Genomic DNA, 13,879 nt, shown 5'->3' on the forward strand with positions numbered 1-13,879 from the left:
ACTTGTTCGACAATGTGAGCTAGTGCGTCATGATCCACATCATTCGCCAGAAGTCTGAACCTAAGCAGATGCGTCAGATGCTAGAAGCACTGGGAATTTACATTAAACTGGCGGTAGATGTTGAGCGCCGCATCCTGGCTGGAGAAGGCGAATTGCACATTGCACTCAGACTGTGAGCTAATTTTGCTAGACGATGGAAGCCAACAGCGCTATGTGTGGGGGGCAGATTGGTATCCACTGAATCAGACGGTGGGTTATGAGGCGCTGATCAACATTCGCCCTAGCGCCAATAACCGTTCGATGACGATTCAAGATTCTGGTTTGCGGGATGATATCCGTCAGCTAGTGCAGTCTCTATTGGGCGACGTTCAATGGCCATAAACTGGGACATTCTCAAGGCGCAGTACCTCCAGGCGAACCAGGCGACTCAGCTCGACAGTTTGGCGTTGAATTTGACGCGCATTCAGCTGCTGGCCCGTAGCGGCACCGATGAGTCAGTGGCCCAGCACCTGGTCAGGGAAAGTCAGTTTTTCATCGAATGGGCAGTACTCGGCGTTAATCTGGAAACCGACATCGCGTTTGCCAGTGATTTAGTTGACTTGCAACGGTTGCTGAGCCGGTGGAAGCTGGGCTGGGCTAAGTTGTGGGCCAATGAGCCTAAACGCCAGGAAATGGCGTCGTTGGCTCAGCAGTGGTGCGATCGCCTTGGGCGGGTCACATGACCATCGCATCCACGGACAGGGGGAGTTGTTGGCCAGTTGAGGGCGATCGCGACACATCCACGACTTCAGACTATAGAACAAACCTAAACATCAGTAGGCCGCAGTTTATCCATCTTCAGCCGGTCTAAATAGCGATCTTCAATCACCTTGGAAGAATTGCCTACCCACCGGGCAATGGTGGTAGACGAGTGACCCGCTAAAGCCTGGAGGGTAATGAACGTATCTCGGCAGTTGTAAGGGGTCATCGTGGCCCCCTCCTTTTCGTTCAATCCCAATGCAGTCGTCACGGTTGACCAGGCTCGTTGGTGGAAGTTTTTCTCGCTGATGATGCCACCTTTGGGGGCACAAAACACTAAATTCTCTGGCAGGCATTCATCGGGCTTAATCGATTGCAATAGTTGCTGCAAACGCCCTGGGCAGGTAAACCAGCGTCTGACACTCGTTTTGGTTTCTTCGCGGCGTTCCTTCTTGCCAGACACTTCTACAATGCTTTCGTGGAAATGCACTTTGCTGCAATCCTCCGCCACGCTGCCCCAGCGCAAGCCAATCGCCTCGCAAGGGCGGCAACCGGTCCAAAACAGGAATTTCACAAAGGGAGCGTAGTGCTGATACGTCATGCCTTTGCCCTGATGAGCTTCAAAGGCTTCGATAATGCGATGGCCCTCTGGGCCGGTCTTTGACCATCGCGCTCCCCACGGAATAGGCCACAGGTGGCAGCGGCTTGGTTGGATCCAAAGCAAGATACATGCCCTGAAAAGGGTTACTCGCCACCAGCTTATGCTGGATGCCCCAGTTACAGGCGGCTGACAGCTGCATTAAGGTGCGTCGGGCCTGGGATTGGGTGGTAGCTTTGAGCAATTCTTGCCGGAACTTGAGCGGGTTTACCAACCCATCTGTCTTACACCGGCCGATGTGGGCGGTAACAGGATTGTAGGTGCCGTTGATCGTCTTGGGAGAAGCGTTAGGCGTCAGGTACTCCACGTAGCGCTCCCAGAGCGCCAGCAGTTTAGACCCTAACTTGGCCACCTTGCCAAGCGATCCAGACGTGGGCTCATGGCTACGAATCTTGTACTTCTGGTAGGTCGGGTCAAACTCACCGTACTCGATGTCTCGCTGCACCTCAAAGGCTTTGTCCTGGGCCGTCTTTCGATTGAGCGGCGTATTGGACAGGCCCAGCGATACAAAATGGCGCTTCTCCCCATGGGTGAAGACCAGCTGTAAGCGATTGTTGGAGCTACGGATGGTGACGGGGCCTGACTTGGCTTTCCGATGCCTGCGTGTGGTGGTCGAAGTCATGGCACTTCCCCACGGGGAATCGAGGATTGAGCGCATTGTAATTTATCTCAATCTTTATCTCAATCTGGGTGTTAAACCTGCCTAATTACCCCTAAAAATGCCCAACGCAATTCGAACCCTGGTAGAACCGAGAGCCTCGAAACCTTTGTCAAGTGGGCGAAACGCCTGTTTTTACCGAAAGCCGATGGCGGGATTTGAACCCGCGACCGCTCGATTACGAATCGAACAAGAACTGCCTTTTTGCAAGAGTTTTAGAGGCGTAAAATTAACTTAAACCCAGCTTACACCCAAACGGAGTTTTTCCCTGTTTATTAGTTAATGTTGTTACTGCCATCAGGTACTGCTGGCTCCCATAAACGCCCAAAACCTTTTCCAGGGTAAGGTTATAGACGATCACTCCTGAGACTCTTTTACAAGCAATCCTACTTTTCTAGGAAAGCAAGCGTGGAGTGAGAAGTGAAGTGACCCCCGATTTTCGGACACAAGGCTAAGAGCAGTATCCTTGTTCCACAGGAGGGGGCAACTATGAGCGCAAACCGACGACAGTACACAGCTGAATGGACGACCAGCGGTACTCACCCCGGATAGAACGACTGAAGATAACCCATCTGCCACTTCCGCTCCCATCCAAATCGGAGCGCATTGATCTAATTGGACCTGGTAGAACAGCTTGGAGGCCGACGAGCCTAGATCAGCGGCTAACTGAACCATAGGGGGGATAACTGCAGAAAGTTTCATTGTGAAACCTAGAACGCTACTCCTTCACCATAGGGCTATCTAACCTCAAAGGATTCAAAAGGTTAATTAAATTTACTTTTAAGCCAGAAATGCTCGAAAAATGGTTATACAATGTTAGCTAGATCAGGTCATGTTCTCAGTGCTACGCCCCCTCTGAGGGGCTTCGCGGAAAGGCTACACAGTACGCCAGGGTTTTGGCAAAAACCGGGCAACGGCCCTCCCCCCAGGGTTTCTACCGTTTTTGAAGACGCTGCCGCTCTCGCCTCAGGGTGGCGTCATATTTTTAACCCAGCTTCTCCATGCTTTCCACGAGCAACCTCTCCGCCGCTCAAGCGGAGACCTACTACACCCACGAGGACTATTACTCGGCAGAAGAAGCGGCTCATCCGACAAAGTGGGTGGGGAAAGGGGCTGCGTCGTTGGGGTTGGCTGGGATTGTCAATCAGCAGGAATTCAGCCAGATGCTTTCTGGGCAGGCTCCGGACGGGCGATCGCTGATGGGGAAGGTGGTCGATCCAGAAAAGCGGCGGGCGGCAACAGACTTTACCTTTAGTGCCCCCAAGAGCGTCAGCATCGCAGCCCTGGTGCAGCAGGATGAGCGGGTGTTGGCGGTCCATCATCAGGCGGTCGCGAAGGCGCTGTCGGTGTTGGAAGAGCGCTATGCCCAAACTCGAATTTCGACAGAAGCAGGGAGAACCAAGGTGACGACAGGGAATATCGCCGCAGCGGTGTTCACTCATTCCACCAGCCGGGAGGCGGAGCCGCAGTTGCATAGCCATTGTGTGGTGATGAATGCGACGCAGCTGGAGGATGGGCGGTGGTTTAGTTTGAGCAATGAGGGGGCGATCGCCAACCAAAAGCTCCTCGGCCAGATCTACCAGAATGAACTGGCCGTCGCGCTGAGGCAGCAGGGCTACCAGATTGAGCCGAAGGCTCAAGAGAAGGGAGTCCAAATTAGCATGGCAGAAGTCGGACAAGCTTGGCAGAACGGCTATGCCGAACGATTAATGAGAACCATAAAAGAGGAGGAAGTTGATCTATCGGAATATCGAAACTTTACAGAGGCGTATCAACAGATCGAACACTTCTTGGAGGATGTGTATATGAAGAAAAGAATCCATTCCTCTCTAAGTTATCTAACACCTGAAGAATACGAACAAAAATGGAATGAACAACAAAAGAAAAAGCATGATATAAAAGAGTAGATCTCTTAATTCCCTTGATCTACTGTCCGAATCTAAGGGTTCACTTCAGCGGCATTCGCTGCGATTGCCCCATTTGGAGCGCCTGAATCGCTCGCACCTGCGCCACCGTCCCTCGGGCATACTGCTCCGCAGTCTGAAGTGACATACCCTGAACATCCTGTTGAAAACGAGAGTATGGCCCCTGAAGCAGCAGCGCCGCAACTCCATCACCTGATTCCCCAGCCCCCAGCGCTGCTGCCGTCACCTTCTGGTCGAGCTGAATCGCTGACAGGTCACTGCTCACATAGTCGCGATAGAGGTCTGGGTAGCTCTGAATTTTCCCTGTTACCGAGCAGGCATACTCCAGGTAGCGCTGCTGCTGAAGGCTGTCCACGGTCGTCTGGGCGTACTGGAGCAGTTTGGGCAACGCCGCTTTTTTCTCCTCGTCAGATAATCCCAAAATCTGCTGTTGGGTAAATGGCCCTTGGGCCAAGAGCTGGATGACCTGTCGCGGTGACTTGCCGGTCTGTAGCGCGGCTCTAGCTACTTCCTGATCTAATACCTGCGCTGGTACCAAATTATCGCTATAGCGGGTGTAGAGGCTCTCGTAGTCCTTGGCATCCTTGAGCGAAGCCTTGGCCAGCGCCAGGTATTGCTGACGCATCAATCGTCCTTTCTCCGTCTCTGGCTCCTTCGGCAACTGTGGTAACTGTGGCAAGGTCATAGGGCGTCCGTGAACTCGTCGAGCAAGTCAGCCGCCAGAGCTGAAACGGTCACAGGCTGTACTAGTGCAGTGTCTTGCCTCTGCTGGTAGTTTCTCCTCATCAAACGTGCCTACCACTTCGGTGCTCCTGGATCGAGCCATCCCCAAATCAAATTCCTCGTGCAGGTGTTGAATTTGAGCTTCCATCTGCCAGATCGATTGCTGCGCCAGGTCGCGTAACTCAGCCTCCGAGTAATTGCCGGAGTGACGGTAGGCGAAGGGCAACCAGAAAGCATGGGTGGCGGTGGCCGCTTTCTCTTTGCCGTTGTAAGTATCGTGGATCAGCCAAGAGTAGGTGATGCCATTGGGTGAGGTGCGATCGGGCTCAAAGATGAAGCGCACTCTCGGCTTATTTTTGGAAGAGCTGTCGGAGGATGACGCAGAAGGCCTTCTGGGCATGGTGAACATCCTACTCGTTGTACTGACAACAGTCTCGACTGAAGCACCCCTGAGGAAAATTGTAGCCTGATACAGCGGAAACAATGCTGGTGTTTCAGAGCCCCCACCAAAATACTTACAGGTAGGGCTGATTTGCTGCTGAAGCTACTGAGAGACACTGTAGACATTGCTGCTGACGGTTGCAATGATCGAAGACCGGCTCTGTGGCTATCGCCCAATCCTCTGATCACAAAATAGGGCAGCATAAATGCGATCGATAGCTCGACTTGCAGACGAACCGTCTACCGCTCCAAAGATGTCCAACAATGCCCAAACACGCCTAAAAGCTGGGGTTTTGGCACATTGTTGAGATAAAGATTGAGATAAAAACTGATTTATAGATTTTTCTAAGTGCTGAAACTATTTATTTATAAAGCTTTTAAAAATATGACCGCTCGATTCGTAATCGAGCGGTCGCGGGTTCAAATCCCGCCATCGGCTTTCCCCGTCCCGTAAGGGTTCTAGCGGTTCCTAGGGGTCACTAGAAGGTTCAATCAGGGTAGGCAGTGTGACCAAGCTGTGACCAATACCCTATCAAATAGCACTACGGAATAGCAACCCAGCATTGCTAGAAACAGTTGCTATACGGCGATTACGGCCATCGTAGACAGCCCCTAACAGTCCACTTCACAGGTTTCGCTCCCTGTGGGCTGTGTCTAATGCGCCCCTACCCCGTTCAGAACCGTCTAGAGCCATGCCGGAGCGCTTCTGTAGTGGGTATTAGCTGAGAACGGGTAGAAGGGGCTACGAGACATCCCAGGACAAGCCACACGCTGATGTGACAGCACACTGTGACACTGCGATCGCCAGTAGCCCAGTTAGCCCGCAAGGATGACACCAGTAGCTCACCTGGTAGCTGCATTGCGCGTGGGTAAGTCTCATTAGCAAAACGTGATTCTGAGCAATTTGCCTAAACGAATCTTCAAAAGCATTGACACGAAAGGGATTGAGGATTGCTTTATTAATAGATAATCAAATTTTCAATTAATAGCAAATTGCAAATAAATGGCGAGTTCTCATTAGAAACCAAAACATTCTATTTTTTAATAACAAGTCTATAACCCTTGCCCTATAAGGTTTTTCCCTTTAGCTACTCTGCAATAAGCATATCTACTCTGCAATAGCGCCCCACTCTGCAATGACTCACCTGACAACACTCAAAATGAGTAAATATGCTCAATCACGCTGAGAGGCATCTAGAAGCCTCTAGAAGCCCTATCGTTATTCTCAAGATGCCATCACAGCAGAGAATCGCTACACAGGGCTAGACGGTCATTCTGAGAGGGGTAGGGCTGACTTTTGAGGCGATCGCAATTTAGCTACTCAGAAAAACGCTCAAGCCTTGATTTTTCAGCGTCTATACTTTCTCCCCGGAATCACAGTTCTACTAAAAAGCTTTACTAAAAAGTTTTAGTAAAACCAGGATTCCCGAGAGAAAGTATAAACCTACGAAAAATCAAGGCTTTCAGCGACTCAGAAGCACCATTTTTGAGGGTGCTTTTTTACTAAAAAAATAAGCCCTAGGAATGAACCTAAGGCTTGCTATGTCACGTAAACAAAACTGAACAGCAAAGCTACATAACTAATGGCGCATTCTTGATTTGTCTATACCAAGGCATTGTTTTGCCTTCATAGGTAAAATCAACAGAACTAAGAATCCTATCAACTATAAACTTAGCTGCTTTATCTACATCCTTTCTGTATAGCTCTAGCTTACCAATAACAGGCTTAACATAGTCACCCCTCAATCTTAACTCCCAATGTTGAGCATTGGCTATTCCATGCTTCTCTATAGGGTCATAAACAAATAACTGAATCTTTTTTGTGCTGGCTTTTGTTAAATTAACTGAATGAGGTCTAGTTTTCCTATCTTTTCCCCCTGAAATACAATTATTAAAGTTTTCAAACCCTTTGTAGCTAATCTCAGGCCATTTTTCTAAGCCTGTTTCATATAAAACAGCTTGCAATCCTTCTATAGGCCACACTGGCTTATTAAGCTGAAACTTCAAATCTAACTGAGATACAGAACAGCCTCTACTTAACCAAGATAAAAGCTCTAGCTGCTCTCTTAAGCTTAATTTTCTAAGGTATTCACCAACAACTTTACAAACTAGCTTGCCATTAAGATTGCTTTTGCCGCCTTCTACATAGTTATTCCACATAAGCACTATACCTGTGCTTTCTTCTATAGCAGCATACTGAAACAATCCCTCACTAGGTAACTCTTTCCAGGTATCGCCGTCAGTTACTATAAAGATGTTTCCCTTGAGTGCATCTAGCCTATTAGCTGTTGTTGAGACGTGAATCCTGTCGATTGCACAATTTGAGATAGTCATGCTATGTTTAGTCATCTGAAAAAACCTATAAAAAACAACCTCTGGAACCATTCGCCTTGGCTTCAGAGGTTATTTTTTTTGCCTTTGAAATGTCAATAAGTACGCTTATCAGTACGGGTTTTCAGGTAGTACCAAAACTCAGCTTGATCGCTATGTGCCACTGACAAATTTCAAGGCTAAAAATCGTCTAGGTAACAATAGACGACTTTTACTAAACGTACTATTCAGCTCTAACCCTTACCCCACAACCTTTTAACTTCTCTCAGTTTTCTTTTTTGTATTACCACTTCTACCCATGTGACAGTTACATTTCTTAACCACAAAAATCGTACATCTGCACTACTTATTCTCATAATAAGACTTACTAGACTCACAAACGTGCTACACCGTGTTACACAAAGTGCCGTAAAGGCTAAGCCCTTTCATGGTCAACAAAATCTGTCTGATCCTGAGTCTCATTGCATTTCGAGTGAGACTAAGAGCATATGTACTGGCCACCCCGTTAGCATAAAAAATAGGAAATGCCCATACGACACCTCCTATTAACTCAATTATTCTCAATAGCAACTGACGATAACTACTGTTAAGCAGCTATAACTCCCTTTTCAGCTATCCTATCAATCGTGTCTTTTGCTATCTCATCCAGTGCCATTTCATTTACTGAAACGCCATAGTGTTGCCTTACTCTAATACCTACCCTGACATGTCCTTTAAGCCTTCCGGGTTCGTCGTATAAGCATATATGCTTCCTAGTGTAGAATTTTGTTCTACCTAGTGACTCATCCATTTGCTCATCCCATTCACGATTAAGGTAATCGTAAACATATCCTCCAATATTGAATGGGAGTTTAGATATCAGTCCTCCTATTGAGTGACCTATTAACTCAAGAGTCCTGATTCTAAATGCTGCTAGGTGTGTCATAATTGCAACTAATTAAATAAACTTCATAGGTGATTAGGCAATAACAGACTTAATCACCTATTTCCTTTAGATCATATAAATAGCACTTTTTATCACCGATTATCTAATAGTTATCATTGACTCATATAAATTCCTAAAATGAGATGCCTGAGTCTAGCAATAAGGTGCAATAAACAAAGGTATTAAGAATAGGCAAAAAAAATGGGGATAGAATTAACTACCCCCATTAGTTATTAAGCGGTTAGGTCAATATCAGGTAGGTTAGGCCGATTAATCATATGGCCATATTGCTTCATTACCATTGTGGTATCGCTATGCCCCATTAAGTAGGCTATCCCAGTTAACGGGATACCTTGCTCAATAGCCATCGATGCCACGGTGTGTCTACCTGCATAGGGAACCCGGTATTCAATCCCTAGTCCATTGAGAACTACAGGCCAGATGCGGCGCGTGAAGTTCTTTTGGTTGACGGGTTCACCCTGGGGGCCTAAGAATACGTACTCATCTGGTTTTTTCCCGGCCAGTATTCTACTAAAAATTTCTAGTAGAAAATCTGGCAGTGGGAGAACCCTAACAGAACCCGTCTTAGTAGACTTCTGGATTCTGGCAGAGTCATAGGCCGATTTAGGGCTTAGAGATTCGCTAATCTCTACCGTTCCATTAGCTAGGTTAAAGTGCTTTGCTTTAAGCCCTACAATCTCGCCCATCCTACAGCCAGTAGCGAATAGGAATAGGACAAGATAGTAATAGTTCTCGCATTGTGAATGACTACCTTGGGCGTAGACATAAAATGCTTTGAACTGAGAGCATATAGCTTGCATCTCATCCAGTGTGAACGGTTTGCGCTTTGGGTCTTTTTGCTTTGTACCCTTCACTAGCTTTAGCTCCTTAACATCTTTATCTATTTGAGTGTTAGCCCATTGAATAAAGGTGTTAAGAATCTTGCAATAGCGATTGTGGGTAGTAGTGCTCCAGTTTTGAGCACTTACAGCAGCTTGCAAGTTATTCCAATTGGGAGCAGCCCGCTTAATAAAACGGTAAACCCCTTCATAGTCATTCCCTTGCAACTCCTTCAACCCTTGCCAATAGGCATACATCCCAATTAACTGCTTATCCCTAGCTTCGCCTATTGTTCCCTCGGTTTTCTTATCGCCTAAGTACTTAATAAGCGTTCTATCAAATTCGTTAGCAAAAATGTCTAACTCTATTCGGCTGGCTAGGGCTAAAGCGTGTCTATGGTTTTGCAGGTTGTTAACCAAGTCTAATGCTGGCCTAAACCTATGCCCATTAAAGCGAAAGTCTAAGTAAAGTTTGCCGCTCCTATCGACTACTTTGACAGACCCGTATTTAGCTTTCTTAGTCATGTTTGTTAGTCCTGAATAGCAACTGTGTCCAAACTGTGTCTAATAAGCGCCACGCAATAGCGTCTATCGCTTGTCAGTATTGAGTTTTCGAGGTGCGTCACAGCTTGGGACTAGATTCGTAATCGAGCGGTCGCGGGTTCAAATCCCGCCATCGGCTTAAATGCTAGAATGCTTGATTTATAAGGGTTTCAGGGTGAATTAGCCTCCTAAGGGTGACCTGATCTGTTCGAGTTTTGGGTGTAAACATATCCTTGACTTAGGCAGCTTTGGGTGTAAATTGGGTTTAAGAGCAGGTGTACTGTTATGCATTCGCCCGAAACGCCAAAAACGCCTTCTGGCAAGGCTTCCAAAGGAACTGTGAAGGTCATTGCGTCCCATGACCGTTTGCAACTGCGATTTCGTTATGGCGGTGAGCGTCATTATCTTTCAGTGGGGCTCCCCGATACTCCCACAGGCCGAATGGTAGCCCAGCAGAGGGCCAGCCAAATTCAGCTAGACATCCTCTCCGGCAACTTTGATACCACCCTGGCAAAGTATAAGACTGCGCCCGCTGAACCGGTGAAGGCTCAGCCGACAGCCCCATCTCTTCCTGAGCTGTGGGAGAAATTCTGTGAGGTCAAGGAGCCCGTGGTTGCTCCCGGTACTTGGCGAAATGGGTACTGCGTCAACACCTCTCACCTAAGGCGATGTCCCCACAAGCAGCTCAAGGATGCTCAGAAGATTTTTGACTGGGCTATGACCCACCTCAATCCTGATCCCGCAAAACGGTTTATTCAGGCGCTGTCATCCTGCTGTCGCTGGGCCAAGCGCAATGACCTGATCGATCAAAATCCCTTTGAAGGGCTTTCCGGAGACATCAAGATTCTTAAAACGTCGGATGACAGGACAGATATCGACCCATTTACCCGTGAAGAACGTCAAGCCATTATCAGTGGCTTTGAAAACAATCAGTACTACGCTTACTACACGCCCCTGGTGCGGTTCTTGTTCTGCACCGGGTGTCGCCCTTCAGAAGCAGCGGGTCTCCAATGGAAGCACATCACCCCTGATGACATTATTTTTGACCAGGCCGTGGTGGATTCTGTACGGGGGCGAGTGCTGAAGGATGGGCTCAAAACGCAACTGAAGCGGAAGTTTCCTATCAATACACAGCTTCGGCAGCTCTTGACCGCTCACCGACCGTCCCAAGTGAAGCGAAGCGACTTAGTCTTTCCGTCATCCGAGGGACAGTTTATGAATTTTCATAATTTTCGCAATCGTGGGTGGTCAGCCGTCCTGGAGGAACTCAGTATTCGCTACCGAAAGCCTTACCAGGCAAGACATACATTCATCACCCATTGCCTGGAGGAAGGAATCAGTGTGTCGCAAGTCGCCAAATGGGTCGGCAACTCTCCAGAAATCATCATGAAGCACTATGCGGGTACCCTGGCACGGTTCCAGGTACCCAAGATTTGACGAGAGTACCTTGTGATGAGCAGTTAAGACCTGGCTAACCGACTGAGCTGTTGGTTTGGGTGTAAGTAAACCAGGCCGTTACACCCAAACCAACGCCAGATAAGCCCCATTATCCCTGGATATAGGTAGAGGAACTGCTTAAGAATCGGGCGGTCATATTTTTGAAGGCTTTATCAATAAACAGTTTTAACACCTGAGCAAATTTAGAAATCAGTCTTTATCTCAATAATTTACCAGAACCCTAGCTTTTAGGCATGTTTGGGTATTGTTAGACATCTTTGAAGCGGTAGACGGTTCGTCCTCAAGTCGAGCTATCGATCGCATATTTCCTGGCTCATTCTGGTGATCAGTGGCCTAGATGATAGCAACCTCTAGCAGCGACAACTATAGTGTCTCCCGGCAGCTTCAGCAGTAAATCAGCCCTGCTTGGAGAGGTTTTGGTGGGGTCTCTAAAATGCCAGCATTGTTTCCGCTATGCCAGGCTACCATCTCCTGAGGTGTGCTTCAGTCGAGACGGTTATCAGTGCAGTGAGTAGGACGTCTACCATGCCCAGACGTCCTTCTACGTCATCCTCCGCCGGCTCTTCCAAAAACAGCCCAGAGTGCGCTCTATCTTTGAGCCCGAGCGCACCTCGCCCAAGGCACAATCTACTTGTAGCTAATCCACAACACTTACAACGATAAAGAGAATAACCGTCACCGGGACCGACACCTTCTTGTCTGCCATTTGCTTACCAGTATTCTGACAATTACTCCGAGACCGAGTTGTACGGCCTAGCGCATCGCGAACGCACACGCCATCTCCAACTTTTTCCAAAACACCATCCTCTATTAAGTCAATTAAGTCTAGTTCCAACTTATTTTGTGTCAGCTTTCTTGGGCAACGGCCTTCTGCCATTCAACGATGAGGCAATCAGCAGATTGCGCACCCAGTTATTGTGATAGCGCCCATGGTTTTGCTCGAACGGGCGATCGCCGCCTACCGGGCAGCACTCCAGTACCGCACCGCCCCCGCCGCCCCCGCCGGCTGTGCCGCCACTGCCAACAACCTGGGCACCGCCTACTGGGACCTGGCCCAGCAGGTAGAAGCCTCCGGTAAACGGCAGCCCCTTGTTGCCAAAGACGAGGCCGATCCTGCCGACAGCGAGGGCCAAGCCTCCGAAAAGCAGGAGGACCGCCGCCTGAACGCCCTGCAGCAGGCCGCAGTGGCGCGGGCGGTATCGCTGTAGCCGCTTGAGGGCCAACCCTCCCGCAAATAGGCCGACTCCGCCCGCCGCCAGGCCGCCGCCAATTGCAACCTGGGGCGACACCCATTCGGTTAGTTCGGGAGGCAGGTAGGCCAGCACCGGGTTGACCGCTGGCGGACTGCTGGGGTCAAACTTCTGGACAATTTGGTTGACGCCGATCAGCGTGCCCTGGCCAATATTGCCCTGCCTGAACTGGGGCAGCATGGCGTCGTCTACGATGGCCTGGGCGACCCGGTCGTAGCTGCGATCGTAGCCCATGCCCAGCTCGATGCGGACCTGGCGATCGCCGGGGGCCACCAGCAGCAAAATGCCGTCGTTGCGTCCGGCATCGCCAATCCCCCAGGTATTGAACAGGTTGGTGGCAAAGGGTTCGAGGGCGGCATCGCCCGTGCCGTAGTCGTAGATCGAGTTTACCGTCAGCAGCACCGCGTGGACTCCAGTGCGACGGCGAAACTGGTCTAGCTGAGCCCTGGCCAAGCTCTTTTCGCCGTCGCTGAGCACCTGGCCATAGTCGTTGACATAGGCATCTAAAAAAGCAGGATAAGCCGCCTGGGCTGGACCCGCGAGCGCAAGCAGCAACAGGGCGATCGCGCTCACTAGCCCCAGTAGCCAATAGCGCGATCGCCCTGGCCCCACTCTCCAAAGCGATCGGTCAGTGACAGACTTGATCCACATACCAGGATACTCAGCGAACGACTGGTTCAAGCATTCCCCAGCCAGCGCAGTCTGCCTCCCGGCTCGGTTCCTTTCCGCTGGGGATGGGGCTATGGTGGAGATAGATGCCCGCTGTCTCCCATGCTGCAAATCACGCCCCGCACCGCTATTCCCCTCAGCGAAATCGAGCTGAGCGCCGTTCGCTCCCAGGGGGCGGGGGGCCAAAACGTGAACAAGGTGGCCACCGCCATTCACCTGCGCTTTGACATTCGGCAATGCCCTCAAACGCCAGACCATGCTTCCTCAGGTAGAGGGCTTTATCCGCCATTTCTGCGGTTTCGCTCATGTACGGCATCACAAAATCCGGACGCAGTTGATAGGCCTCCTTCGTCCTCGGCAGCAAAATCCGTCGGGTCTTAATCTGCTGGCGGGAGGACTCGACCCATCCGTGAAAGCGATAACCGGCCTCAATGCCTTCGGGGAACAGTTCAGGGTGAGCCGCAATCTGCTCGTCGAGATACTGACGAAAGGCCTCCCGATCTTCCACCAAAGTGGCGTAGTCGAGGTCGTCTGCAATGGGGAGACAAATCGTTTTATCGCCTGCGGTTCCACGCTTCCGTCGTTGCTTGGCCATCGGGTTGGCCTCCTGAGCGCTTTCCCTCTATTTTACTCGACACAAACTCGGGGGGAACTAGAATTAAGTCATTGCTGAAGAGATGAGGATGGAAAAAGGGACACGACTTGACCGAAAAACAGGACA

General features: G+C 49.7%; 13 protein-coding genes, 1 tRNA gene and 1 pseudogene. 7 read left to right on the forward strand and 8 right to left on the reverse strand.

Annotated features, from left to right (window positions below; genetic code table 11):
* The first annotated feature begins 29 nt into the window (after positions 1–29).
* From NF78_RS32735 to NF78_RS01175, 3 genes are read left to right on the forward strand one after another with little or no spacing between them, the layout of a single operon-like run.
* Complete coding sequence (locus NF78_RS32735; protein ID WP_263970522.1) at positions 30–176, forward strand: DUF5674 family protein; 147 nt, start codon at positions 30–32, stop codon at positions 174–176.
* On the forward strand, positions 118–381 hold the full coding sequence (locus NF78_RS33315; RefSeq protein WP_263970523.1) for a DUF5674 family protein: 264 nt from the start codon (positions 118–120) through the stop codon (positions 379–381). The genes NF78_RS32735 and NF78_RS33315 overlap by 59 nt, the downstream gene beginning before the upstream one ends.
* Complete coding sequence (locus NF78_RS01175) at positions 372–722, forward strand: hypothetical protein (RefSeq protein WP_035984433.1); 351 nt, start codon at positions 372–374, stop codon at positions 720–722. The genes NF78_RS33315 and NF78_RS01175 overlap by 10 nt, the downstream gene beginning before the upstream one ends.
* Positions 723–805: 83 nt before the next feature.
* On the opposite strand, the gene xerC is transcribed toward NF78_RS01175, so the two are convergent.
* The gene (gene xerC, locus NF78_RS30215) at positions 806–1,339 is read right to left on the reverse strand and encodes a tyrosine recombinase XerC (RefSeq protein WP_052049532.1); all 534 of its coding nucleotides are present in this window, start codon (positions 1,337–1,339) and stop codon (positions 806–808) included.
* 19 nt (positions 1,340–1,358) lie between these two features.
* Positions 1,359–2,018 (reverse strand): Arm DNA-binding domain-containing protein, encoded by a 660-nt coding sequence (locus NF78_RS30220; protein ID WP_197064730.1) that lies wholly within the window; start codon positions 2,016–2,018, stop codon positions 1,359–1,361.
* A gap of 1,037 nt (positions 2,019–3,055) precedes the next feature.
* On the opposite strand from NF78_RS30220, the gene mobF reads away from it, so the two are divergent.
* Positions 3,056–3,961 carry a MobF family relaxase gene (gene mobF, locus NF78_RS01185; RefSeq protein ID WP_035984435.1) on the forward strand — a complete coding sequence of 302 codons (906 nt, stop codon included), beginning with the start codon at positions 3,056–3,058 and terminating at the stop codon, positions 3,959–3,961.
* Positions 3,962–4,001: 40 nt separating this feature from the next.
* Here mobF and NF78_RS01190 read toward each other — a convergent pair whose 3' ends face one another.
* On the reverse strand, positions 4,002–4,604 hold the full coding sequence (locus NF78_RS01190; protein WP_225885195.1) for a hypothetical protein: 603 nt from the start codon (positions 4,602–4,604) through the stop codon (positions 4,002–4,004).
* An 87-nt stretch (positions 4,605–4,691) separates the two neighbouring features.
* The gene (locus NF78_RS01195; protein WP_156119591.1) at positions 4,692–5,111 is read right to left on the reverse strand and encodes a hypothetical protein; all 420 of its coding nucleotides are present in this window, start codon (positions 5,109–5,111) and stop codon (positions 4,692–4,694) included.
* 320 nt (positions 5,112–5,431) lie between these two features.
* Here NF78_RS01195 and NF78_RS30660 point away from each other — a divergent pair.
* Positions 5,432–5,579, forward strand: a tRNA-Thr gene (locus NF78_RS30660).
* A gap of 1,136 nt (positions 5,580–6,715) precedes the next feature.
* Here NF78_RS30660 and NF78_RS01200 read toward each other — a convergent pair.
* The 3 genes from NF78_RS01200 to NF78_RS27885 all read right to left on the reverse strand — a co-directional run bounded on the left by NF78_RS01200 (position 6,716) and on the right by NF78_RS27885 (position 9,763).
* On the reverse strand, positions 6,716–7,477 hold the full coding sequence (locus NF78_RS01200) for a hypothetical protein (RefSeq protein ID WP_225885196.1): 762 nt from the start codon (positions 7,475–7,477) through the stop codon (positions 6,716–6,718).
* Positions 7,478–8,060: 583 nt separating this feature from the next.
* On the reverse strand, positions 8,061–8,399 hold the full coding sequence (locus NF78_RS30665) for a hypothetical protein (RefSeq protein ID WP_156119592.1): 339 nt from the start codon (positions 8,397–8,399) through the stop codon (positions 8,061–8,063).
* Positions 8,400–8,632: 233 nt separating this feature from the next.
* The gene (locus tag NF78_RS27885; RefSeq protein WP_052049537.1) at positions 8,633–9,763 is read right to left on the reverse strand and encodes a site-specific integrase; all 1,131 of its coding nucleotides are present in this window, start codon (positions 9,761–9,763) and stop codon (positions 8,633–8,635) included.
* A gap of 303 nt (positions 9,764–10,066) precedes the next feature.
* Between NF78_RS27885 and NF78_RS01210 the strand changes: the two genes are divergently transcribed.
* On the forward strand, positions 10,067–11,218 hold the full coding sequence (locus NF78_RS01210) for a site-specific integrase (protein WP_035984440.1): 1,152 nt from the start codon (positions 10,067–10,069) through the stop codon (positions 11,216–11,218).
* A gap of 857 nt (positions 11,219–12,075) precedes the next feature.
* Here the strand turns inward: NF78_RS01210 and NF78_RS32740 are convergent.
* The gene (locus tag NF78_RS32740; RefSeq protein WP_081972453.1) at positions 12,076–13,140 is read right to left on the reverse strand and encodes a TPM domain-containing protein; all 1,065 of its coding nucleotides are present in this window, start codon (positions 13,138–13,140) and stop codon (positions 12,076–12,078) included.
* A 120-nt stretch (positions 13,141–13,260) separates the two neighbouring features.
* Here NF78_RS32740 and NF78_RS33320 point away from each other — a divergent pair.
* Positions 13,261–13,389 (forward strand): annotated as a pseudogene (locus tag NF78_RS33320) (peptide chain release factor-like protein); the annotation flags it as partial.
* Positions 13,390–13,879: the final 490 nt, after the last annotated feature.

Origin of the sequence: Leptolyngbya sp. KIOST-1 (assembly GCF_000763385.1) — a bacterium.
Lineage (GTDB): Bacteria > Cyanobacteriota > Cyanobacteriia > Phormidesmidales > Phormidesmidaceae > Nodosilinea.